We start from the raw sequence: 24,688 nt of genomic DNA, 5'->3' as shown, positions 1-24,688 counted from the left end.
AAATTAGCTCGATCGAACAAAGTAACAGTAAAATAGCAATTTCTCTCCAACCATGAACAAGATTGTTGTAGGCCTCTCCGGCGGGGTCGATAGTTCCGCAGCAGCCGCAATTTTACACCATCAGGGATATGAAGTGGTGGGTTTAACGCTGTGGTTGATGAAGGGCAAAGGCCAGTGCTGCTCTGAGGGAATGGTCGATGCCGCTAAAATTTGCGAAGATTTGGGCGTTCCCCACCACATTGTTGACAGCCGCGAGGTCTTTCAGGCAAGTATTGTCGATTATTTGGTGGAGGGTTACAGCGCAGGAGTTACACCTCTGCCTTGTTCGCAGTGCAATAAAACTGTGAAGTTCGGGCCGATGCTCAAGTATGCTCGTGAAGAACTTGGAATTGAAAAAATCGCTACAGGCCACTACGCTCGGATTACTTACGATGCTGCTACTGGTCGATATCAGTTGCTGCGGGCGATCGACCCTGCGAAAGATCAGTCTTATTTCCTGTACGATCTAACACAGGATTTGTTGGCGGGTACGGAGTTTCCTTTGGGGGAAATTACCAAGACAGAAACTCGCAGAATTGCGGCGGAATTTGGCTTGACAACTGCTGATAAGCCGGAAAGTCAGGATTTGTGCTTGGTGGAAAGTAACGGTTCGATGCGGGCTTTTCTGGATAAGTACATTGCGCCACAAAAGGGTGACATTGTGGACAAGTCAGGGCGGGTGCTCGGACAGCATGACGGCGTGCATCACTACACAATCGGCCAGCGGAAGGGACTAGGGATTGCTGCACCGGAACCGCTATACGTGATTGAACTTGATGCTGCTGGCAATCGGGTAATTGTGGGCGATCGACAGTTGGCAGTAGAATCTGAATGTACAGTCCAGAAAGTGAATTGGGTTTCTGTGGCTGCGCCGATGGCTCCGATTCGGGCTCAGGTACAGATTCGATATCGATCGCACCCTGTCCCCGCTACAATTATTCCTGTGGAACCATCCCAAGCAGAAGAAAAAGTCGGCGGTACAAGAGTTAAGTTGATTTTTGACGAACCGCAGTTGAGCATTACCCCCGGACAAGCGGCTGTTTGGTATGACGGGGATGTGCTGTTGGGCGGTGGCATCATCGAAAAAATTGGGTAGAAACCCCGTCCTTCTAGGACGGCTTTACACGGTGTCGTAGTATAATTTCAGTGGTCAATGACCCACCCGCGACGATGGAGACATAAACCCTAACACCAAAGTTTGCGATGTTTCGCAACGGGGAAGAAAAATCGGTAGACCGGGAAAAGAGGATGGGGCAATGAAATATGCATCCCTTGAATCAAAACGACAAAGAAATTCTTCTGTGGAATTTCGATACATAAAAACCGCTGGGCTAGCGGAGTTAGTCTGTGGAGCTAACATAAGACCATAAAACTCCTTGTGGGTAGAGGCAGTTGCTATGAAACAGAAACCTAAATCGTGAGGTTTGGGAATCACCGCGCCTTTAGGTCGGTGAGGATGTCAACGAAAGAAACCAACTCCCAAATTAAGGCAAGGGGCGGGCTAGAAGCCCAACCCCTACTCCCCACCAGAAACTTCCCACAAGAAAATTCACACTTTTTGGAACAGGCATCTTGCCTGTTCCAAAAGGAAGTTTATCTTTGATTTCACAGACTCAAATTTACCTAGCTAACTTTTTTTCCAAACGCAAGATATTCCCCCTAGCATTAGTACGGTAAACCCAAGTTTGCCTACCATCCGAAACCACAACCCGCCAACCTTCGACAATCATTTGACCGCAAATTTCATCCGCTGTCGTGAGTCCTAAACAAGTATTCGGCCAACTTTGTCTGCTCGATTCAGTTACTTTCAACTTGTCAGCAGCAATGCCAGTGGAGTCCGACAACTCTCGGCGAACTGCTTCTGCTACGGTTGCGGGCAATTGCTTCGGGGGATTTTTGCGCGTACCCTCGGCCAAATTCCCCGGTTCGGAAGTGAGTGCATTAAGTGCCAATACCGAATAGCTGATTGTTTGGGGCACCGCGGCTGAGGAAAATTGCTGCGCGGTTTGCTGCTGTTGCCTTTCCAACTGGGCAAGGGAATCTTTGAGGGCGCCCGCGTTAGCCGCAGCGGTGTGTCTTAGCGCCGGATACATTTCCCATACCAGAATTCCTGTCAGCACCAAAGCCAAGATTACAGGATTGGGCTGCTTTTGGTCTCGGTGTTTATTTTTTTGAAGTTTATTTTTGGAGATTCTTTTCATCATACGCCCTCTGCCTCACTTTACACAATGCGCGATCGCTCCTGAACACTCAACTGCAGATACTTATTTAGACACTATTGCTGGTGCTATTGGTTCCTTTGTGCAGAACCCACTTGACTGCTGGTTGCTGGTGCGGCGCAAGTATTTCCTACTCGCTGCCGGCAGTTGTGCTTCAGGAAACTTGCACTACCCAGTTATTACTTAATTTTTACTTTTTGTCTCAGGGTATTAAGAAAAATTTATGCTTAAGTAAATATTCTTAAAAGCCTCTAATCCTGCCCCCCAATCCCAGTACAAATTACTATTCTTCGTTCCAAAACTGCTAAACGTGTTTTAGACTGTGGGAGGCGAGCTGAGCCAAGGATATCACAGGGATGCCACAAAATTTGTTGCAAGAGGACGAAAACGCCTTAGAAATTAAATCAGCGATAGCTGATTAATTGTCTTAGCATTGTGGTTTTCTAGAGCGATCGTCCCCGAAACTACTTTAGTAGCGATCGCTACTTTTTTAGTATAATCTTATTTAAATGTATCAATTATGAACAGAAAATCCTTGGCTATCGATTTAATGAATCGGCTGAGCTATCCTCAAAAATTTACCTTAATCGGTTTTCTATTTGCAATACCGTTAACCTTGGTCATGTACCTGCTGATTTCCGAAATTAACAGCAGGGTTGATTTTTCCCAAAAAGAAATCTACGGTAATCAATACCTGCGCCCACTGCGCCAGTTGAGGGAATACCTACCTCAACTTCAACTCTTAAATTATCAGCCTTTAAATACAAATTTAAGCCTACCAGATACGAGAGCCGATTTAGAAGCTAAGATGGACGCGAACTTTCAATCCCTGGCTAATACAGATCGTCAGCTTGGAAACATATTAATGTCCAGTGAAAAATTTAATAATATTTATCAAGATTGGCAAAACTTCAAACTTCGCCGCAATGAGTGGAGTTTAGAAACTTACGATTTGGTATATCAACGTTTAGCTGCCGACATTAATAGACTGAGCGCTCACGTCGGCGATACTTCTAATCTAATTTTAGACCCCGAGCTTGATACCTATTATTTGATGGATGCTACCTTGCTGAAGATTCCAGAAATCCAACAAATCTTGTCAGAGATTAGGCTTGTTTCTCAAAAAAATAGCTTGCGTTCCTATGCCACACCTGAAGAAAGAGCGAAACTGATTACTTTGGCAGGCAAATTGAGAGAACTTAATCAGGATTTAGCAATCAATATGGAGGTAGGATATAGCAATAATCCTCACAGGAATCTGCGACAGAAATTAAGCGACGATGTGACCAAATTTAACTCCGTAGTAGAGCTGCTAACTGGGCAAATAGATAAACTGATTTATCCCACAGCCTTAGTGGAATATTATGCCTATATCGATGGCAGCGATCGAGTTCTGAATTCTAGTTTTGAACTGTGGGACAAAACTCTCAATGAATTAAACTTTCTCCTGCAAAAACGCAGTGATAGTTTTGTTGCCAAAAAACGCATAATTTCTATTGTTGTGTTAATAACCTTAGCTCTAGTTATTTATTTATTTGTAAGTTTTTACAGAAGCGTTATGCAAACTGTATTTGTCCTTAACGAAGCTGCAAAAAAGATGGCAAGCGGCAATCTAGACCACAAAATTATTTTGGATAACAGAGATGAACTGGGGCAAGTTGTGGGTGCGTTTAACAAGATTGCCGATGCCTTAGTTGGTGCCAATCAAAAAATTACTGTCCTCAATGATCGCCTAAAAGCTGAAAATATGCGAATGAGCGCCGAACTAGACGTTACTCGCAAGATTCAGCAGATGCTGCTGCCGAAAGACCGAGAACTCAATGAAGTTGTGGGCTTAGATATTGCGGGATTTATGGAAGCTGCTGAGGAAGTAGGCGGCGACTATTACGATGTACTCCAACACAAAGGTAGAGTGAAAATTGGCATTGGAGATGTGACGGGACACGGATTGGAGAGCGGGGTTTTAATGATTATGGTTCAAACGGCAGTGCGAACTTTGCTCGCTTACAATGAACCAGACCCAGTAAGATTTTTAAGTGCTATTAACAGTGTAATTTACGATAATGTGCAGCGCATGAAATCCGATAAAAACGCCACCCTTGCTTTGCTAGACTATGAGGAGGGGATGCTGAAGTTGAGTGGCCAGCATGAAGAAATGATTGTTGTGCGGTGTAACGGTTCTGTCGAGCGGTTTGATACAATCGATTTGGGTTTCCCGATCGGGCTGGATGTAGATATTGATGAATTTGTTGCTGAGAAAATTGTGCATTTGCGTTCAGGAGATGTGGTTGTACTATACACGGACGGGATTACGGAAGCTAAAAATATGGATAAAGTGCTTTATGGTTTAAAGAGGTTAATTGAGGTAGTAGAGATTAATTGGCAGCGTTCGGCTGCCGAAATTAGGCAGGCTGTAATTAAGGACGTGCGATGGCACATCGGCGAACAAAAAGTTTTTGACGACATCACATTGCTGGTACTGAAACAAAAATAACTATTTGGATATGCCTCCTAAAGTTTAAAATATATTCAGCGAGCCCCCTCCTCTCAAACTTTAGCTCTCACATCGATATGACTCAGATTTTCGGAGATTTCATCGAGCAGCCAGCTAGCCAAGAATACTTAATAATTGGATTTTCTCCAAGTTCGGTTCCTCTCAAGCAGCGGTGGCGGAACAACGGTTTGTCGGCGGATTTTCTGGCTGACTACCTGACGACTTTTTTTCCGGGCAACCAAGATGAACCCTCGACAATAGAAAGACAAGCTGAAATAAAAAGCGCTGTTAGCTACATTGCCAACGAGTTATTGGAAAATGCCATGAAGTTTAATGATGAAACCTCGGAGTACCCGATCGCTATTAAACTGCAATTAGAGAGCGACAGAGTGATTTTCTCAGTTGCTAACAGCATCTCTCCCCAAGCGGTGGATAAGTTTCAGGCTTATATTCACCAGTTGCTGACCTCCGAGCCAAGCGAACTTTACATTCAGCGGTTGGAAAAAAATGCTGCTGACGACAACTGTACCAATTCTGGATTGGGTTTGTTGACCATGCTCACCGATTATACCGCCAAACTTGGCTGGAAATTCCAGACCGTGCACAAAGACCCGGAAGTAATTGCGGTGACAACTATGGTGCAATTAACAGTATAAGCAACGCTAGCGATCGATAATATCGAAGGAACTTTTTTTTGTGGCTATGGAAATTTATACAGAAGATTATCATATCTGTTACGATCCAGCAACGGCAACCGTGAGTTTTATTGGCTCTCTAAGGCTAAGCGGGCCTGCAGAGTACGCGCCGATAGCGCAGTTGCTGACTCAGGTTGCCGACGTGGAACCGACAAAAATTACCTTGAATTTGGAGCAGTTAGAATTTTTGAACAGTTCTGGCATCAATATGCTATCGAAGTTTATTATCCATGTACGCAAAACAGCAAAGGTGCAAATGGCGGTACAAGGCTCTCAACACATAGGTTGGCACGGTAAATCTTTGAGAAATTTCCAGCGCCTGATGCCTAGTTTACAGTTGGAATTTCTCTAGAAATACGATTACTTTTAGGGTGCGAGATGTTGAGCACTTTTTTGTTAGTCAAGGCGCAAATTCTCGATTTATGCTGGAAGAACAACCATCTAGAGAACAGCTACTTTTAGAGATAGAAAGATTGCGCCAGCAAGTGGAAGACTTGAAGGAGGAAAAAGCGGATCTGGAAATCTTGCTGGAAACTACTGCTCAACATTCCGATACGGTTGAAACAGAGTTGCGATCTCGCGCATTCGAGGCGGTGCGCGAAGGCGAAATCAAGCTGGCTCAATTTCTCGAAGCGATTCCCATAGGTGTGCTCGTGCTGGATGCTCAAGGCAGACCTTACTACGTAAATCACGCCGGAGAGCAGTTACTCGGCCAAGGAGTTTTGCCCTTACATTCAGTTGAGGATTTGTCAGAAAGTTATCAAATTTATATTGCGGGAACTGAGACTATTTACCCTTTCGAGAATTTGCCAATCGTTCGAGCTTTGAGGGGCGAAAACGCGACGGCTGAAAATCTGGAGATTCATCAATCCCACCAGAAAGTTCCCCTGGAGATTTGGGGAACGCCAATTTTTGACGAGAGTGGCAAAGTTGCTTTTGCGATCGCAGTTTTTCAAGATGTCACGGAACGCAAAGAAGCTGAAGCGGATCGCCATTTATTTATTAAGAAACTATTTGATCTTAATCAAAATTTGGAAAAATCCCTGGATGCAGAATCAGACTTAACTGATGCCTATGGGCGATTTGTGCCTCACCAATTTCTAAATCTGTTGGGATATGAAAGTATTATAGATGTCAATTTAGGCGATCAAGTGCAGCAGGAAATGTCGGTGCTATTTTCCGATATTCGCGATTTCACGACGCTTTCAGAAACTATGGATCCCCAAGAGAATTTTAATTTTATTAATGCTTACCTTTCGCGGATGGAGCCTGCGATTACTAGCAATAACGGGTTTATTGACAAATACATCGGCGATGCAATTATGGCTTTGTTTAGTGACTTTGCAGATGATGCAGTGAAAGCGGGTATTGCAATGCTAAATATCCTGAAAAATTATAACGAATACCGTCAAGGCGTTGGCTACATCCCGATTCAAATTGGAATTGGCATTAATTCGGGTTCTTTGATGCTGGGGACAGTCGGGGGTACAAGCCGAATGGACAGCACTGTGATTAGCGATGCTGTTAATTTAGCATCTCGCATTGAAGGATTGACCAAAGATTACGGCGTACCTCTGTTAATTTCTCAGCAGACTTTGGAACGGTTGCGAAATCCCACCGATTATGCTATTAGAATTGTGGATAAAGTACAGGTAAAAGGAAAATCTCAATATGTGGTAGTTTATGAGGTATTTGATGCAGATCCGCCGGAAAGTTTGTCGGCAAAGCTAGCAAATTTGTCTGTATATAATGAAGCTATGTTACTGTGCGATCGCAAGGACTTCCGAGAAGCGGGAAAATTATTTGAAGAGTGTTTACGAACAAATCCAAGCGATCATGTAGCTCGCATTTACCTGAAACGCTGTCGGGATTGGCGATCGCTCCTCAAAGGAATTTAAAGCAAGCTAGTCTATTTGAGATTTGAGATTGACTCCATATAGCAATCCTCGCATCACTTGTGAATTTCTTACTTTCTCCCTGCAGGTTCGGGGAGAGTTGGGGTGGGTGAAAAATTTACGACTCCTGTAAAGATTGATATATATCTTGAGAGTGATGACTGACCTCTGGAATCTGTCAAAGGTGTAAAATATAAACAGCTTTATAGCTGTTACTTCTGAGGCTTCTCAAAATAGAACGGCTGAGGGCGGAACAACCAGCGATCGGTAATTTGGTGCGAGAACGGCGGCAAGCGCTGAAGCTGTCTCAGAAAAAGTTGGCGGATGAATTAGGGATGACCTTTTCCACGATTAATCGTTGGAAAAAGGGACACGCTACGACTTCTCGCTTGGCACTCAAGCAAATTTAGATATTGCTGGATGAGTTAGGTAATTCGCCAGATGCAACGCTTCGCGAATGCAGTAAGGCGCTGACAGCAAGATATTTTTCTGATAAGGAGTACAAAGGGTGAGTTTAGAGGGAATCAACAGCATTTTCAGACATATTCGACTACTTCCCTATGGTGTGGCCACCCTCTCCGTGGCTTTGGCACTGGCGCTAACCCGATTGCTTTTACCGTGGCTCTACCCAACCACGATGCCCCTGTTTTTCATCGCGGTAATGGTGAGTGCGTGGTATGGCAGTTTTGGGGCTGGGTTACTGGCAACAATTTTATCTACGCTGGCAATCAACTATTTTTTTATTGAGCCGTTCTATTCCTTACAGATATTTAATGTAGAGACAATTGTTCGGCTGGGTATGTTTTCGATCGCCGCAGGATTGAGCGCTTCACTCAATCTATCGTGGCGTACGACTCTAAAAAATGCGAAAGCCGCCTTGCAAACTTTACAGGAGGCAAGGTCTCTAGAACAAAAGGCCGTGGTTCGGGGCCAAGTAGCACAAACTGCGGCGACTGCGGCAAAAGAACAGCTAGAAACGGTACTTTCTAGCATCAATGATGGGTTTTACATCCTCGATCGCGATTGGCGCTACACCTATGCCAACGATCGCTACTGTGAAATTGTTGGAATGCCGCGGTCAGCGATTCTGGGTCAGAACGTTTGGGAGCTATTTCCGGCAGCCGTTGACACCGATGCTTATGTGCAGTTTCATCGGGCAATGCGGGAACAAATGCCACTCCAGTTTGATTATCTCTACTCACCTTTGAAAGGTTGGCATGACCATCGAATTTACCCTTCGCCCAGTGGACTAACCGTTTTGCTTGCTGATATTACCGATCGCAAACAGGCAGAACTCCTCCTAATCGAGCAGAAACGACTGCTGGAGTCGATCGCCTTCGGACAGCCACTCGACGACTGTCTGGCAGCCGTTTGTGACTCAGTATCCAGGCTGAATCCAGGTACCCGCGCGGGCTTCCTGCTAGCGGATGCTCAGCGGTTAACTTTTAACAGATCCATTACTCCAGACTTTCCACCATCTTTTGCTGAAGGACTTCAAGATGCTCCGATTAACGATTTGTGCATTGGAACCTGCGGCGAAGCAGTGTATAGCGGTCAGCCAGTGACCTGCGCCGACATTGCCAAGGACGATCGCTGGTCGCAAGCATGGCGAAATTTATGCGTGGCTCATGGCATTCTAGCCTGTCATTCTCAGCCCGTGTTCAGGCACGACAATCTACCTATGGGGTCGCTGATGCTGTGCTTTAGCGAGGCGCGGATGCCGACTGATTGGGAACATAAACTTGCGGAGTTCGGCACCCAAGTTGCCAGCATCGTCTTCGAGCGCGATCGATCATTCCAGGCGTTGCGTGAGAGCGAAGAACAGCTCCGACTGGCTTCCGAAGGCGGCAATTTGGGTTTGTGGTATTGGGATATGGAAACAGACACCCTGAGTTTGACGGACATAGCCAAAGCGATGTTTGGTTTACCCGTCAATACGGCAATGTCGATGCAGGTGTTTTTAGAAGCCGTGCATCACGACGATCGCCCATTCGTTCACACCGTCCTCACTGAGCTAAAAACGAATCAAGCGCATACTGAAATTGAGTATCGGACGCTGTGGGCAGATGGCACCGTTCGTTGGATTTTGGCAAAGGGCGATTGCGCCTACAACGCTGAGGGCATCATAATTTCGACGCGGGGCGTATTAATCGACATCAGCGATCGTAAACAAGCCGAAGAAGCGTTGCGTCAAAGCGAAGAGCACAGTCGGAACATTCTAGAGAGCATTGATGATGGATTCTTTTCCCTTGATGAGAATTGGCATTTCACTTACGTGAATCGGTCAGCGGAAATTCTGCTAGACCGCACTGCAGGCGATCTGATTGGCAAGAATGTGTGGGAAGAATTCCCCGGACTCAATGGCAGCGAGTTTGAGCGGGTTTATCGGCGCGTGGCAAACGAGCGCGTGGCTTTGTCAGTCACGGCGTTTTATCCCGATCACGATCGGTGGTATGACGTTCGCACCTACCCTGCCGCGAAGGGGATTACCATTTATTTCCGAAATGTCACCGATCAACAACTGGCGGAGGAGGTATTGCAACAACGAGAAGCAGAACTTCGTTTAGTCACCAATGCCGTGCCTGCCTTGATTTCCTTTGTAGACTCAGGTCAGTGCTATCGCTTCAACAATCGAGCATATGAAGAATGGTTTGGACATCCGGCAGCGCAAATCTATGGCAAGCACCTTCAAGAGGTTTTAGGCGAAACTGGGTATGAAGGGATTCGTCCTTATGTTGAGCAAGTCTTGGCAGGACAGGAAGTGACCTTTGAAACCCAAATTCCCTACAAAGATGGTGTAACCCGTTATGTCAATGCGACCTATGTTCCCCGCTTCAATAGCCAGGGAAAAGTTGAAGGGTTTGTAGCACTGGTCAACGATATCACCGATCGCAAACAAGCCGAAGCCACACTACGGGAGAGTGAGGCAAGGTTCCGGCTGATGGCAGATGCCGCCCCTGTGCTGATTTGGATGTCGGGCACCGATAAACTCTGTTATTACTTCAACCTCCCGTGGCTCAACTTTACGGGACGGACGATCGAGCAAGAAAGGGGCAATGGTTGGGCACAAGGAGTCCACCCCGACGACCTCGATCGGTGTTTAGACACCTATGTGACTAGCTTTGATGCCCGTCAACCGTTCAAGATGGAATATCGTTTGAAACGCTTTGATGGCATATACCGTTGGGTGATGGATGAAGCTGTTCCTCGCTACGGATTGGAAGGTGAGTTCTTGGGCTACATCGGCTCCTGTGTTGATATTGAAGACCACAAACAAACTGAGGAAGCCCTGCGCGAGAGTGAATCCCGCCTCCGTCTGATCTTTGAAAGCGCCAAAGATTATGCCATCTTCACCCTCGACCTTAACGGCATCATTGCCAGTTGGAACTCAGGGGCAGAACGGCTGTTGGGCTATACCGAGACAGAAGCAATTGGTTGCTCCAGTCGGATGATTTTCACACCTGCAGATAACGAACAAGGACAAGCCGAGTACCAGAGGCAAACGGCTCTACTGCAAGGACGGGCCGAAGACGAACGCTGGCACGTTCGCAAAGATGGGAATCACTTTTGGGCGAGTGGATTGATGATGCCCCTGCTTAATGAAGCGAATTCTTTGCAGGGATTTGTCAAAATCATGCAGGACAAGACCGCACAACGGGAAGCAAGTGAGCGACTGCAATTGCTGTATGAAACTACCCGCGATCTATTGAATACAGAACAGCCTCTGGCGTTGATGCACGCGCTATTCCGCAAACTTGCAGTGCAACTCGATCTGCACTGTTACTACAACTTCATGGTGGAAGAAAAAGACAACCACCCGATGCTGCATTTGAGAAACTACGATGGCATCTCTGAAGAAACAGCGCAGGCGATGGCATGGATCGAATTAGGGGAATATCTCTGTGGACTGGTTGCCCAAACGCAGCAGCAAGTTGTCTTTAATCAAGCCCAACTTTCCACTCATCCGAATGCTAAAGCCGTCTGTGAAATGGGCCTCACGGCTTACGCGGGTCAACCGTTAATCGCTCAAGGGCGGTTATTAGGAACGCTCTCATTTGGCAGTTTGACTCGGACGGACTTTACGCCTGCTGAAATCGATCTGCTGCGATCGACCTGTGACCAAATCGCGATCGCTCTGGAACGGGCAAATCTGAACGATTCACTCCAGCAGCAAGCGGAACAGCTAAGACAGGCAAATCGGATCAAGGATGAGTTTTTAGCGGTACTATCCCATGAATTGCGATCGCCCCTCAATCCCATCCTGGGGTGGACAAAGCTGCTGCAAACTGGCAAGCTGGATGCGGCCAAAACTGCACAGGCGTTAGCGACGATCGAACGCAATGCCAAGCTGCAAACTGAATTGATTGAAGATTTACTTGATGTCTCGAAAATTCTCCAAGGCAAGCTCAGTCTTAATATTCGTCCAGTCGATTTAGCTTTAACTGTGGAATCGGCGATCGAAACTGTTAATTTGGCTGCTGTTGCTAAATCCATTGATATTCGGACTGCGTTAGATCCTCAGATTGGACAGATTTTGGGGGATTCGGGCCGTTTGCAGCAAATTGTCTGGAATCTTGTTTCCAATGCGGTCAAATTCACCTCAACCGGGGGGCGCGTTGAGGTGAATTTGACTCGTGTTGGCAATCACGCTCAAATTACTGTGGCTGATACAGGGATTGGCATCGCACGGGAGTTTTTACCCTACGTGTTTGACTACTTCCGGCAAAAAGATGGCGCTACAACCCGCAACTTTGGTGGCTTGGGATTGGGGCTGGCGATCGTGCGGCATCTAGTGGAACTTCACGGCGGTACCGTTGGGGCCCAGAGCCAGGGTGAAGGGTTAGGGGCAACCTTTACCGTAAGACTGCCTCTATCAGGGAAGGTAAGACAAGAAAACTCTCTTGCAAGACTTTCGGAACTATCGACTGCGGATGAACCGTTATCCGGGATGCGGATACTTGTGGTAGATGATGAGCCGGATATGCGAGAGTTGATTTCCTTTTTGCTAGAAGATGCAGGTGCAGAGGTACTGACTGTTGCTGTCCCTCAAGAAGCCGTCACAGCGTTGACTAATTTCCAGCCAGATGTCCTTTTGAGCGACATTGGAATGCCGGGGATGGATGGCTATATGCTGTTGCGGCAAGTGCGAGCCCTGCCGCCAGAACGGGGTGGGCAGATTCCCGCGATCGCCCTGACTGCCTATGCGGGTGAGTTTAATCAACAGCAAGCTTTGCAAGCTGGATTTCACCGACATCTGGCAAAGCCGATCGAACCGGATAAATTAATTAAGACGATCGCCGCACTTCTTAGCCAGAACACTCATGACCCAGCAAGCGATAAAGATTGATCCGAAGGATCTCAAACCGATCAAACATCACTAAGCTTTTAACTTGCTCTGGTTAGGCAGCGATATTTGTATTACAGGAGAATCTATCAATAAATCCGGTTTCTAGTTTAAAAGCGCGTAAGTCCTGATAATATAATCAATAATTTGGAGTGTCAAAAAAAACGATGGGAATTAACAAGCACCAGCCTAGAATACATATAAAACCTTCAGTGATTAAAGCGATAGCTCTGTTCTTTCTGTGCTGCTTGTTAACTGCAAGTTGTGGACAAAGAACACGTCCATCGGCCACTGCGAGCGGCGAAAATGCCAATAACCGCGTTACTATTGGCACAACTTTGAAATTGCGGACGATCGATCCTGCGGACGGTTACGAAACCTTATCAGGACAATTGCTGCGAAATTTGGGCGACACTCTCTACACCTACGAGTCTGGAACTACAAAGTTAATCCCGCATTTAGCGACAGCAATGCCAAAAGTTAGCCAAGACGGATTGACATATACAATCCCCTTGCGTCAAGGAGTTATTTTTCACGACGACACACCGTTTAACGCCGCTGCAATGGAATTTTCCTTGCAGCGGTTTATCAAAAATGGTGGCAGTCCGGCTATGTTGTTGAGCGATGCAGTAGAATCGGTAAAAGCCACGGGCGAATACGAATTAACGTTTCAACTCAAAAAGCCTTTTTCTGCTTTTCCTTCCCTGTTGACATTTTCCGGTATGTGTGCTGTTTCTCCGAAAGCATACGAGATTGGACAGGGTAAATTTAAACCCGATACGTTCGTGGGAACTGGACGTTACAAGCTGGCCAAGTACGGCAGCGATTCTCTCAAGTTTGACGTGTTTGAAAAGTATTGGGGGGAAAAGCCGGTTAATCAAGGAATTGACATTTTGCTGCTTTCTAGTTCGTCAAATTTGTTCAATACTTTTCAGACTGGTGCCGTTGATGTGGCTTATTTGTCTCTGGATGCAGACCAAGTTCAAAGCTTGGACGAGGGAGCAAAAAAAGGGAAATGGCAGGAAATCGCGGGGGAAAGCAGTACGGTTAATTACATAACGCTGAATACCAAGTCTAAACCGCTGGACAAGTTAGAAGTCAGACAGGCTATCGCAGCAGTGATGGATCGCCCGGTGATTAACGAGCGCGTACTGCGGGGACAAGCACAACCGCTTTACAGTCTGATTCCCACAAACTTCGACGTTCAAAAACCAGTTTTTAAAGAACTCTACGGTGATGCCAACACTACAAAGGCTAAGGAACTTTTAACGAAAGCGGGATACTCGGCCACCAATCCTTTCGTTCTGCCAATTTGGTATGCTTCGGCTTCCACAAAACGAGCTTTAGTGGTGAGCATGATGGAGGCGCAAGCTAAACTCAAAATGGACGGGATAATGAAGGTAGAAATTAACAGCGTGGAATCTCCGACTTTGTTCCAAAACATAGAGAAGGGAATTTATCCTGCGGTTTTAGTGGATTGGTCCGCCGACTTTTTTGACGCTGACAATTACATCCACCCGTTTTTAGATTGTGCGACAGGTTCCGAGGCGGGGGGCTGCTCCAAGGGTCAAAGTCAAAGTCAGGGTTCGTTTTATTATAGCGATCGGGTAAATCAACTGATCGACAAGGAGCGCAAAGAAACAAACCCTGAAACCCGCAAAGCCCTATTTGGCGAAATTCAAGACATACTGGGTCAAGATGTACCTTTCATCCCTCTTTGGCAAGATAAGGACTATACTTTTGCTCAGAACAGCATTACCGGCGTCCGTCTCGAACCGACGCAATCTTTTCCTTTTTGGTTCCTGAAAAAGCAATAATTCTTTACAAGAATTTCTAGGAGTTGAAACGTCAATAATTATTGCATAGTTTGTGCACAATAGGGTGATGATTGTCACAGTTTATCAAAGAGACTGATCACCCTAACCTCTTTAATGATGTGGGATATTATTAAAAGAGAGATATTGCTGAGGGTGGGTATATGAAACTTGGAATTTTAACAACAACAGGGCTGCTGATTGCGATGGGTTTGGCATCGGGAGTAAAGGCAGAAAACGTATCCCACGTCAAGCAACTATTAGAAACTAAAAAATGTAGCCAATGTGACTTGACAGGAGCGCAGCTTGCTGGTATTGATCTGAGCGGGGCAGATTTGAGCGGTGCGAATCTCAGAGGTGCAAATTTGAACGGTGCAAATTTGGACGAAGCCAAGCTGAACGAAGCAAATCTGACACAAGCTAAATTGCAAGGTGCGAGTTTAATTGGGGCTAAAATGCACGGGGCTAATTTGGAGGGTGCTGATTTGAGCCGCGCTAATCTGAGTCTGGCGGGTTTAGTGATTGCCACTTTGAAAAATACCAACCTCACCAGCGCTAATTTAATCGGCGCTAATTTAGAAAGCGCCAATTTGGCGGGTGCGAACCTGAGAAATGCTCGCCAGTCTCTAGCGAATTTAGCTAATGTCAGCCTCAGAGGGGGAAGTTTGGCGGGAATAGACGTACAGGGAGTCAACTTGCGGGATGCAAATTTGACCAATGCAAATTTGAACGGTGCAAATTTGAACGGTTCGGACTTGACAGGTGCTAATTTAAAGAATGCCAATATGGCAAATGTAGATTTGAAAAACGCTTCTTTGCCGTAGGACGATCGCCACTTGCTATATCAAATTCTGGTGCTTAACAAAGTTAATATAATAAGGTAGGGGCAATTTCAGAATTGCCCCTAAATTTTTAATTGTAGGATTTATCTTGTTTCCGGTCGCTGCGTAGCGTAGGTCATTCTTCGGTGTGCGGAAGCTTTTCCCTGGCGTCTGCGATTGCTTCATATTTGTATCTACGATCAATCTGCCTCGTGAGCATCTTGGGCGAAGCGGATAATGTCATCATCGCCGAGGTATTCACCATTTTGGATTTCAATCATCACCAGGGGAATAACGCCGGGATTTTCTACGCGGTGAGCAGTATTCATGGGAACGTAGGTTGACTGTTTCTGCATGAGAATCGTCTCTTTGTCGTCGCAGATAACTTTAGCGGTACCAGAGACGACAACCCAGTGCTCGCTGCGGTGATAGTGCATTTGGGTGCTGATGTGATGCCCCGGCTTGACTTCAATGCGATTGATCTTATAACGATCGCCCGCGTCTATGACTGTAACTTGACCCCAGTAGCGGGTTTGTGTGCGATCGTCAATTTTTTCGCTTGTCTCCACTGTTTCCACCATCCTGTTTATCTCGCCAACGGTGTCTGTAAAAATATCTGTAGTTCAAAGTATAGCAGGGATTGGCTAAGTGCGATGGATTTAAAGATTACTCAATTAGCCGCCACTCGCGAGCATCAACAAATTGCGACAAATGCCCCACATTTGTTGTAGCAATTACCACCTCATGGCCTTCACTTGCCTCCAATATTGCTTGCGCCGCCAAAATCACATCACCGTCAAGTGCATTGGCTTCTGCGGTTGGTCTTCCTCTCATTCTCGCTTGTGCCCACAACTGAGCCGCTAAAAGCATTACCTCGGTAGTCAAAGGACGGTAGGGGATTTGCGATTTAAGTTGATCGAGTCGTCTAATACCTGCCGTTTTACCTGCACGAATTAATTCGCGCCTCACCTCATAGTCAGCAATTTCAGGAAGCATGACAATGTAACCTTTCAGTGGCAAAGATTGCAGCCAAAGTTGGCCCTCTTGATATAAAGGAGAGTCGGCTTTTGGATTTGTAACAATTCCTAATGGCCCCGAATCTAACAACACTATTCTGCTCATGGAATGCTCTTATATATGCACGGGGCTTTCTTCTAGTGCCTTGCGGAGAACTTCAGCGGTTTCTGTTTGCTCCTGTTCATCTCCATCATCTACCCAAGACTGTAACAGCTTGCTCAGAGCTTCGTGCTGCTGTAAAGGATCGATAATTTCTGGTTTTTCGTTATCCTCATTTCCTTCCTTTAGCCCCGCTCGCATTGCTCTGGTCATAGCTTGATTTCTGTTGATACTTCCCTCCTTCGACACTTTAGTAAAATCTACATTTTCAGGTGTCTCGGCGGGTTTCGACAATCCTGGCTTAACTGTCACAGTTTCCAGAAATAACCTCATCATTTTAAGCAAATTAGGCCAATATTCTCTCGGAGTTTGCTGAATTACACTGAGAAACTCTACCATTTCATTACCAATGCGAATTGCTGGCGCTGAAGTTGGTGTCTCTGGGTTTTCAGTGATTAAATCTCGTTCAGACATACTTTTTTTCTCCTCAATCGGATTTATAGGAATTGGCAGGTCGATATCCTGGATGGGAATTAGAGATTGGCGATAGAGCTCGACTCTACTTATATTGTAAACAAAAGACGGGGATGATTCATCCAGATTATGGACAATTCTTGAACCGCAGATCTCAGCGGATGAACAGAAATGTACGCAGATAAAATTAATTCATCTGCGTACATCTGCGTTTATCTGCGGTTCAAAATAACCATCTGAGTCAGCTTCGATGATATTACTTGCTCAACACACCATCAGGAATCCCCAAAATATCCTCAATTCGAGGCATATCTTCCAAAGCAATCACTCGCCCTTCATCCTCAAAACCAGCAATTTGATCGAAATTCAAATAGCGATACAAATCACCAGCAAAAGGATCGATTCTCTTCGACACAATGTCATTGTATTCTTGGACTGTAGGAATGCGACCTAACAGCGAACAAACGGCCGCCAATTCCGCCGAACCGAGATATACTTGTGCATCTTTGCCCATGCGGTTGTTAAAGTTACGAGTAGAAGTTGAAAAAACCGTTGTCGCATCTTTAACCCGCGCTTGATTCCCCATACAAAGACTGCAACCGGGCATTTCTGTGCGCGCTCCAGCGGCCCCAAAAATGCTGTAATAACCTTCTTCTTTGAGTTGCTGTTCGTCCATGCGAGTTGGCGGACAAATCCACAGGCGAGTTTTCACTTCCCCTGCACCTTCCAATACCTTCGCTGTGGCGCGGTAGTGACCAATATTTGTCATGCAGGAACCGACAAATACTTCGTCAACCCGATCGCCCGCAACGTCACTCAACAACTTAACATTATCCGGGTCATTCGGAGCAGCCACAATTGGCTCTTTAATCTCGTTCAGATCGATTTCGATGATTTCAACGTATTCCGCATCAGCATCCGCCTCCATCAGCACCGGATTAGCCAGCCATTCCTCCATCTTCGCCACCCGGCGCATCATCGTCCGCGCATCTTGATAGCCCCGCGCCACCATATTTTTCAGCAGCGCGACATTGGAGCGAATGTACTCGGAAACAGTCTCCACGCTCAATTTAATCGTGCATCCGGCGCAAGAACGCTCGGCCGACGCATCGGTCAATTCAAAAGCCTGCTCTACCTTCAAATCGGGCAAACCTTCAATCTCCATAATCCGTCCAGAAAAGATGTTTTTCTTGTTCTGTTTCGAGACTGTCAGCAAACCTTTTTGAATTGCCACATAGGGAATTGCATTCACAACATCCCGCAGCGTTACTCCCGGCTGCAATTCGCCTTTAAACCGCACTAATACCGATTCCGGCATATCCAAAGGCATGACGCCCAAGGCAGCAGCAAATGCCACCAATCCCGAACCTGCAGGAAAGGAAATTCCCAGGGGAAAACGAGTGTGAGAATCGCCGCCCGTTCCCACTGTATCTGGCAATAACATTCGGTTCAGCCAAGAGTGAATAATGCCGTCTCCCGGCCGCAAAGCTATGCCGGCGCGCTCTGCCATGAAATCGGGCAATTCATGGTGAGTTTTGACATCAACTGGTTTTGGATAAGCGGCGGTGTGGCAGAAACTTTGAATAACCAAATCAGCGCTAAATCCCAAACAAGCAAGTTCTTTCAATTCGTCCCGAGTCATTGGTCCGGTGGTATCTTGCGAGCCGACTGTTGTCATTACTGGTTCGCAAGATGTACCGGGACGAACGCCTGACAAACCGCAAGCTTTGCCTACCATTTTTTGTGCTAAAGTGAAGCCTTTGCCCGTATCTACTGGGATTGTAGGACGGGTAAAAATAGTGCTAGGTGCTAGTCCTAAAGCTGCGCGGGTTTTGTCGGTTAAAGTGCGTCCAATTAATAGCGGAATTCGGCCACCTGCGCGAACTTCGTCTAGAATTGTGTCAGGTTTGAGGGTGAATGTGGAGATAATTTCTCCGGCTTCGTTGGTGATTTCGCCTTTGTAGGGATGGATGGTAATTACCATTCCTGTTTCCATTTTGGAGACATCGCATTCGATCGGCAATGCACCGGAATCTTCAGCGGTATTGAAGAATATCGGGGCGATCGCACCTCCTAAAATATAACCGCCACTGCGTTTGTTCGGCACAAACGGAATATCATTGCCAATGTGCCAGAGCACGGAATTAATCGCCGATTTCCGTGACGAACCCGTACCGACAACATCACCAACATAGGCTACGGGATGACCTTTTTGCTTCAATTCTGCAATGGTTTGTAAAGCCCCAGGCATCTTACTTTCCAGCATCGCCAAAGCGTGTAGGGGAATGTCCGGCCGCGTGGTAGCATGAGGTGCAGGCGACAAGTCGTCAGTATTGGTTTCTCCAGGAACTTTGAAGACTGTAACGGTAATCGCTTCTGGCAATACAGGACGGCCTGTAAACCACTCGGCATCCGCCCAAGAATCGACTACCTGCTTGGCGTAGGGATTGGTATCAGACAAAGCTATAACGTCGTGGAAAGCGTCGAATACTAACAACGTTTTGCTCAGTGCCCGGGCGGCGGTGGCGGGAATGGCGATTTCGGCAGTGGGGTTGAGCAAATCGATTAAAGATTGGACGTTGTAACCGCCCATCATTGTCCCCAGCAGGTAAACTGCCCATTTGGGAGCAATTAGGGGGCTGTGGATTTCGCCTTTAGCAATGCCAGTTAAAAAACCAGCTTTGACGTAGGCGGCGCTGTCTACTCCGGGCGGGACGCGATCGCGCAATAATTCTATTAAGGTTTCTTCTTCTCCAGCCGGCGGATTTTTCAGCAGTTCACACAGTTCCGACGTTTGCTGGGCGTCTAGCGGCAGCGGTGGAATTCCCAAAGCGGCCCGTTCGGCAATGGTACGGCGGTATGATTCAAGCATTTCTCCTCTCTCCTCGGATAGTATTCGGTGGTTGGCAAGTAGGTGACTTTACTTTTTAGATTAGGAGCTTCCGCTGCACATTGGGTAAAGTACCTCGCTCTTATCAAAACTTAACGCAACTTTAAAAACAGTAGATTGTCATACCAAAGACAGATGTGGTCTTTAAGGGGAGAGCAGGGTATCAAACTTCAGCCGAGCAGTTTAGGGGCCTTCAGTTGCATAGTTCTGGTTAAGATTAATGTGTTGTGGGCTACTGTAGATCGTCCTCTGCATCTGAAATCGTCATTTACCAATAATCTGGACTGTTTTTAGTTCGTAGTTTGAAACCCTTGATTTTCCGTTGGTAGCTCGATGGGCGAATCGCCTTGAAACTTTTATTCTACGACTGCTAATTAAAAACCGTCTGCAGTATTGATTGACCACAAGTTTAAAAAAGTTGTCCTGCTAATGGATCGATTAAACAATGGAAAGTTTTATCCCTGAAAACTCTGAAAACTGTCACGCCTGGGCCTCCAAGCCAGACTTGTACAAAGAGCTGCAAGGAACCAAAGAATTACTGCTGACGATCGCCAACTCGATGCCAATACCCCTGGTCGTGAGCAGTCTGGCGGACGGCACAATTCTTTATAGTAACGATTTATGTCGTCAGGCTTTCGGGTTCACAGGATTCAAGTCGATCGACCGCCACAAAGCTGAAATGCTCTACCACAAACCGGCAGAGCGCCAGGAATTGCTGTTGCGGCTCGCCCGCAACGGACACGTCCGCGAGACAGAAGTCCGGCTTAAAAAAGCTGACGGCACCCTGTTTTGGGCGAGTGTATCGATGCGGTATCTGACCTTGGTGTCGGGGAAAGCTGTTCTGTCGGTGTTCACCGACATTACGGATCGGAAGCGAGTGGCCGCCAAGGAGCAGGAATTGCTCACGTCAATCCACTCGCGAGCCCGCCAGCAAGCGGCCGTCGCTTACTTGGGGCAGCAGGCCCTGGCCGAAACAGATTTGTCCGCACTGATGGATAAAGCTGCGGTTTTAATTGCTCAAACCCTGGACGTTGATTATTGCCAGGTGTTAGAACTGTTGCCCTCTGGTCATGCTTTTATGCTGCGAGCGGGGGTTGGCTGGCAGCCGGGCCTCGTCGGCAGCGCTACTGTTGCCGCTTCTGCCCGATCGCAAGCAGGTTACACATTGCTAGTGGGCGAACCGACAATCGTCGAAGATTTGCGGGTGGAAACGCGCTTTAGCGAGTTGCCGCTACTGCATAACCACCGGGCTGTCAGCGGTGTTACTGTAATTATTCCCGGCAATCGAGGAGTGGGGAGCAACTGGGGACAAACAGAACCAACGAACAGTTCCTCCTCGCAGGCCTGGGGCATTTTGGGAGTTCATACCAGCCAAGGGCGGGTTTTCAGTCAAGATGACGTTTATTTTGTAGAAGCGATCGCCAATGTGTTAGCTGCGGCGATCGAGCGCATTATATCGCAAGAGCGCTTACAAATGATGGAACGGGCGATCGAAAGTTGCAGCAACGGCATTGCAATCACCGACGCAACCGTTGCAGATAATCCGATTATTTATGTCAATCCCAGTTTTGAGCGGATTACGGGTTATCGCAGAGACGAGTTAATGGGGAAGAATTGCCGATTTTTGCAGGGTACAGACACTGACAGCCCCGCTGCCAAACAATTGCGAACTGCGATTGAAGAAGGCAGAGAATCTCAAGTTATATTACGCAACTTTCGGAAAGACGGCACGCCTTTTTGGCACGAACTGTCGATCGCTCCGGTTTACAACTCGCGGCGACACTTAACCCACTTTATTGGAGTACAAACAGACATTACCGACCGCCAGCGCTCAGAAGAAGAATTATTTTTAAATTCTCAAGCTTTAGCAGCTTTTAGCGCTAATCTGAAACACTTGCACCGGATTACAACTTATCATTATCAAAACTTTGAAGAACGGGTTGACGATTATCTAACAGCAGGCTGTTTGATGTTTGGACTTTCTATGGGCATCATGGCTGAAGTTGAAAACGAGACTTTTATTGTTCGAGCAGCGAAAAGCGATTTAGAATACTTCGTGCGAGGCTTAGAATTGAACCTCGGCGATACCTACTGCGCGGCCGTCATTAAACTTAACAAAACAGTTGCGTATTCTCATATAGGAGCAGATATTGAGATGCGCGAACATCCTGCTTATCAGAACTGCAAGGCGGAATCTTACATCGGAACGCCGATATTTGTTAACAATCAAACTTACGGTACGTTAAGTTTTAGTTCGCCAGAAATAAAAAAAAGAAAGTTCAAGTACGAGGAAATAGAAATTATAGAATTGATGGCTCAAAGTATTGGTAAAATTCTGGCGGTTCACCAAATGGAAGTCGAACGCCAGCAAGCTGAAAAAGAGCGATGCGAATTGATAGTATCTCTCAAAGAAAGTGAAGAACGCTATCGCCGTTTAGTAGAACTATCTCCCGAAGCCATCGCCGTTCACAGTCAAGGGAAAATCGCCTACATCAATGCTGCCGGCGCGAAACTCCTCGGTGCGAGTTCTCCCGAAGCGCTGATTGGCTTTCCCATATTGCATTTCGTCCATCCAAACTATGTGCAAATAGCCACAGAACGCATTCGGCTAGTCGAGATAGAAAATCAGCCACTCGACCTTGCCGAACAAAAACTGATGCGGCTCGACGGACAAATAATAGACGTTGAAATGGCCGGCATCCCCGCTATTTATCAAGGCTCGACGGCCGGCCAGATTATTATCCGAGATGTCACCGAGCGCAAGCGAGTAGAACGGCAACTCCTGCACGGCGCTTTTCACGATGCGCTGACGGGTTTGCCCAACCGGGTTTTGTTCATCGACAGGCTAGGACAAGCCATCCGCCGATCCAATCAGTCCCCCGATTACAAATTTGGTTTACTTTTCCTAGATTTAGACCGCTTCAAAGTAGTGAATGATTCTTTAGGACACGTTTTAGGAGACAAACTGCTAATCGCCCTCGCCCAGCGACTGCAAACCTGCGTCCGGGTTTCTGATACCGTCGCCCGACTGGGGGGAGACGAATTCACCATCCTGCTAGATCACATTCAGAGCCTCAGCGACGCCACCCTCGCAGCTAAAAAGATCCAAAAAGAACTGACGAAGCCGTTTCATCTCGAAGGGCACGAAGTATTTACCACCGCTAGCATTGGCATTGTTTTCAGTCGAGGCGAAGCCACCGCCAGTGGCGAATCGAATTCGTACACTCACCCGGAAGAATTCCTACGCGATGCTGACATCGCTATGTACCGCGCTAAAGCTTTGGGTAAGGCCCGCCACGAAGTGTTTAATTTGGCGATGCACGACCAAACTATGTCGCTGTTGCAGTTAGAAACTGACTTGCGGTTGGCTATTTTGGGCAAGGAGGAATTAGGAGAGAGCAAGGATCAATGTTCGCACTTTATTGTGCACTACCAACCGATTGTTTCGCTCGCCAGCGGTGCGCTCGAAGGTTTTGAAGCCTTGGTGCGCTGGCACCACCCAGTTCGGGGTCTAGTTCCGCCGTCTACTTTTATCCCTGTAGCTGAAGAAACAGGTTTGATCGTGCCTCTGGGAGCCTGGGTGTTGCGGGAAGCTTGTCAGCAATTGCGGATTTGGCAAGAAATGTTAACCGAGCAACAGGGAAGAAGTCAAATGGAAGTTGGAACAATGCCCTTCGACTCGCTTCGGCTGCACTCAGGGCAAGTCGCTGAGGGTAACAAGAAGGAAGAAGGCGCTTCGATTTCGCTCAGGGTAACAACAGGGAAGATGGCAACGGGCAATGTAGGGGAGTTTAGTGATGTAACAGATACAGGGCATGAGGAACACGGAACTTTTACTGACCGTACCCCCAGTATCGGTCACAGGGAAGAAAGAATCAGTAAAAAATTACCAATTCCCAGTTACCAATTCCCGATTAGCGATTTCCACTCATCTATTACCAATTCCCAATTCCCAATTACCAACTCTTCGGCTACGTTCAGTACAACTTCCCAGGTACCAATTCCAAATTTTAAATTACCAATTATTGCTCCTTCGCAATTAACAATGAGCGTCAATCTCTCTCCTAAACAGTTAGGTATGCCGAATTTAATCGAGGAAATCGATGAGATTTTAGCAGAAACTGGCTGCGATCCGAGCTGTTTAAAATTGGAGATTACTGAAAGTGCGATCGTGGAAAATGTCAAGAAAGCCAATATTGTGCTAGCCGAATTAAAAGGTAGAAATATTCGATTGTCGATCGACGATTTCGGTACTGGCTATTCGTCTTTGAGTTACTTGCACCGTTTTCCGCTGGATACACTGAAGATCGATCGATCTTTTGTGAGCCGCTTGGGGGCTGTCGAAAACGGTGACCACGGGGGTCAGCCTTTGCAGATTGTGCGGGCGATCGTAACTTTGGCTCACAATTTGGGATTAAATGCGATCGCCGAAGGTGTAGAGACAGCCGAACAGTTAGCACAGCTTCGAGAACTCGACTGCGAATTAGCTCAGGGATATTGGTTTTCTAAACCTTTGGAAAGTTCTGCCGTGACAGAAATCTTGATAAATCTGGGTAATATAGCAATTATGGACTGATTGAGGTACAGATTGGTAAAGGGTGCCTCACCCCGTGAAGACATTTTTGCTACAAACTCCTAATCTCAAAACTGATGCACCAGGGAATAAATGGTGCATCCAAATTAGATTTTAGGTGATGATATCACATCTGTTAGGATCGGAATTCTTCCTCTGTGTGAATCCGCCTTAATCCCTTGTCATCGGCGGTTAATACATTCTCTTTTTTAAACCGCAGATGAGGGCAGATTAACACAGATTAACGCAGATGAGTGATGCCAATTCACTATGAAGATACACTAAATGAGGCTGATGTCTTTTTGGTTGGAACT

General features: G+C 46.7%; 15 protein-coding genes. 10 read left to right on the top strand and 5 right to left on the bottom strand.

Going from position 1 to position 24,688, the window contains the following annotated elements:
* Positions 1-52: 52 nt before the first annotated feature.
* On the top strand, positions 53-1,135 hold the full coding sequence (gene mnmA / locus QUA34_RS05365; protein ID WP_333384627.1) for a tRNA 2-thiouridine(34) synthase MnmA: 1,083 nt from the start codon (positions 53-55) through the stop codon (positions 1,133-1,135).
* A 523-nt stretch (positions 1,136-1,658) separates the two neighbouring features.
* Here the strand turns inward: mnmA and QUA34_RS05360 are convergent.
* Positions 1,659-2,243 carry a hypothetical protein gene (locus QUA34_RS05360; RefSeq protein ID WP_333384624.1) on the bottom strand — a complete coding sequence of 195 codons (585 nt, stop codon included), beginning with the start codon at positions 2,241-2,243 and terminating at the stop codon, positions 1,659-1,661.
* A 535-nt stretch (positions 2,244-2,778) separates the two neighbouring features.
* Between QUA34_RS05360 and QUA34_RS05355 the strand changes: the two genes are divergently transcribed.
* The 8 genes from QUA34_RS05355 (at position 2,779) to QUA34_RS05320 (ending at position 15,324) form a co-directional block, all read left to right on the top strand.
* The gene (locus QUA34_RS05355; protein WP_333384619.1) at positions 2,779-4,752 is read left to right on the top strand and encodes a PP2C family protein-serine/threonine phosphatase; all 1,974 of its coding nucleotides are present in this window, start codon (positions 2,779-2,781) and stop codon (positions 4,750-4,752) included.
* Between the two features lie 77 nt (positions 4,753-4,829).
* Positions 4,830-5,408, top strand: coding sequence for a DUF6272 family protein (locus QUA34_RS05350; RefSeq protein ID WP_333384616.1), 579 nt, complete (start codon positions 4,830-4,832; stop codon positions 5,406-5,408).
* 46 nt (positions 5,409-5,454) lie between these two features.
* A complete protein-coding gene (locus QUA34_RS05345; RefSeq protein ID WP_333384732.1) occupies positions 5,455-5,799 on the top strand; it encodes a slr1659 superfamily regulator in 345 nt (114 codons plus the stop codon).
* A gap of 70 nt (positions 5,800-5,869) precedes the next feature.
* Positions 5,870-7,345, top strand: coding sequence for an adenylate/guanylate cyclase domain-containing protein (locus QUA34_RS05340; protein WP_333384613.1), 1,476 nt, complete (start codon positions 5,870-5,872; stop codon positions 7,343-7,345).
* Between the two features lie 272 nt (positions 7,346-7,617).
* Positions 7,618-7,752, top strand: a complete 135-nt coding sequence (locus tag QUA34_RS05335; protein ID WP_333384729.1) for a helix-turn-helix transcriptional regulator — start codon at positions 7,618-7,620, stop codon at positions 7,750-7,752.
* A gap of 98 nt (positions 7,753-7,850) precedes the next feature.
* The gene (locus QUA34_RS05330) at positions 7,851-12,689 is read left to right on the top strand and encodes a PAS domain S-box protein (RefSeq protein WP_333384612.1); all 4,839 of its coding nucleotides are present in this window, start codon (positions 7,851-7,853) and stop codon (positions 12,687-12,689) included.
* 164 nt (positions 12,690-12,853) lie between these two features.
* The gene (locus tag QUA34_RS05325) at positions 12,854-14,503 is read left to right on the top strand and encodes an ABC transporter substrate-binding protein (protein ID WP_333384726.1); all 1,650 of its coding nucleotides are present in this window, start codon (positions 12,854-12,856) and stop codon (positions 14,501-14,503) included.
* Between the two features lie 161 nt (positions 14,504-14,664).
* Positions 14,665-15,324, top strand: a complete 660-nt coding sequence (locus tag QUA34_RS05320; protein ID WP_333384609.1) for a pentapeptide repeat-containing protein — start codon at positions 14,665-14,667, stop codon at positions 15,322-15,324.
* Between the two features lie 197 nt (positions 15,325-15,521).
* Here the strand turns inward: QUA34_RS05320 and QUA34_RS05315 are convergent, their stop codons facing one another.
* From QUA34_RS05315 to acnB, 4 genes are all read right to left on the bottom strand, one after another.
* Positions 15,522-15,902: a cupin domain-containing protein gene (locus QUA34_RS05315; protein ID WP_445242800.1), complete on the bottom strand. Its 381-nt coding sequence runs from the start codon at positions 15,900-15,902 to the stop codon at positions 15,522-15,524.
* 85 nt (positions 15,903-15,987) lie between these two features.
* Positions 15,988-16,443 carry a nucleic acid-binding protein gene (locus QUA34_RS05310; RefSeq protein WP_333325079.1) on the bottom strand — a complete coding sequence of 152 codons (456 nt, stop codon included), beginning with the start codon at positions 16,441-16,443 and terminating at the stop codon, positions 15,988-15,990.
* Between the two features lie 9 nt (positions 16,444-16,452).
* Positions 16,453-16,911, bottom strand: a complete 459-nt coding sequence (locus tag QUA34_RS05305) for a hypothetical protein (protein WP_333325076.1) — start codon at positions 16,909-16,911, stop codon at positions 16,453-16,455.
* 256 nt (positions 16,912-17,167) lie between these two features.
* Positions 17,168-19,783, bottom strand: coding sequence for a bifunctional aconitate hydratase 2/2-methylisocitrate dehydratase (gene acnB / locus QUA34_RS05300; protein ID WP_333325073.1), 2,616 nt, complete (start codon positions 19,781-19,783; stop codon positions 17,168-17,170).
* A gap of 463 nt (positions 19,784-20,246) precedes the next feature.
* On the opposite strand from acnB, the gene QUA34_RS05295 reads away from it, so the two are divergent.
* A complete protein-coding gene (locus QUA34_RS05295; protein ID WP_333384606.1) occupies positions 20,247-24,377 on the top strand; it encodes an EAL domain-containing protein in 4,131 nt (1,376 codons plus the stop codon).
* Positions 24,378-24,688 lie beyond the last annotated feature (311 nt).

This window comes from Microcoleus sp. POL10_C6, assembly GCF_036701585.1.
GTDB lineage: Bacteria > Cyanobacteriota > Cyanobacteriia > Cyanobacteriales > Microcoleaceae > Microcoleus.
The sequence above is the reverse complement of the archived record's forward strand: the minus strand, read 5'-3'. Positions and strand labels throughout refer to the sequence as shown.

Bases quoted from the DNA above. Each gene is read 5' to 3' on its own strand.
- QUA34_RS05315 (WP_445242800.1), bottom strand. From the start codon at position 15,902: ATGGTGGAAACAGTGGAGACAAGCGAAAAAATTGACGATCGCACACAA.
- QUA34_RS05310 (WP_333325079.1), bottom strand. From the start codon at position 16,443: ATGAGCAGAATAGTGTTGTTAGATTCGGGGCCATTAGGAATTGTTACA.
- QUA34_RS05345 (WP_333384732.1), top strand. From the start codon at position 5,455: ATGGAAATTTATACAGAAGATTATCATATCTGTTACGATCCAGCAACG.
- QUA34_RS05350 (WP_333384616.1), top strand. From the start codon at position 4,830: ATGACTCAGATTTTCGGAGATTTCATCGAGCAGCCAGCTAGCCAAGAA.
- acnB (WP_333325073.1), bottom strand. From the start codon at position 19,783: ATGCTTGAATCATACCGCCGTACCATTGCCGAACGGGCCGCTTTGGGA.
- QUA34_RS05360 (WP_333384624.1), bottom strand. From the start codon at position 2,243: ATGATGAAAAGAATCTCCAAAAATAAACTTCAAAAAAATAAACACCGA.
- mnmA (WP_333384627.1), top strand. From the start codon at position 53: ATGAACAAGATTGTTGTAGGCCTCTCCGGCGGGGTCGATAGTTCCGCA.
- QUA34_RS05325 (WP_333384726.1), top strand. From the start codon at position 12,854: ATGGGAATTAACAAGCACCAGCCTAGAATACATATAAAACCTTCAGTG.
- QUA34_RS05305 (WP_333325076.1), bottom strand. From the start codon at position 16,911: ATGTCTGAACGAGATTTAATCACTGAAAACCCAGAGACACCAACTTCA.
- QUA34_RS05340 (WP_333384613.1), top strand. From the start codon at position 5,870: ATGCTGGAAGAACAACCATCTAGAGAACAGCTACTTTTAGAGATAGAA.
- QUA34_RS05320 (WP_333384609.1), top strand. From the start codon at position 14,665: ATGAAACTTGGAATTTTAACAACAACAGGGCTGCTGATTGCGATGGGT.
- QUA34_RS05295 (WP_333384606.1), top strand. From the start codon at position 20,247: ATGGAAAGTTTTATCCCTGAAAACTCTGAAAACTGTCACGCCTGGGCC.
- QUA34_RS05355 (WP_333384619.1), top strand. From the start codon at position 2,779: ATGAACAGAAAATCCTTGGCTATCGATTTAATGAATCGGCTGAGCTAT.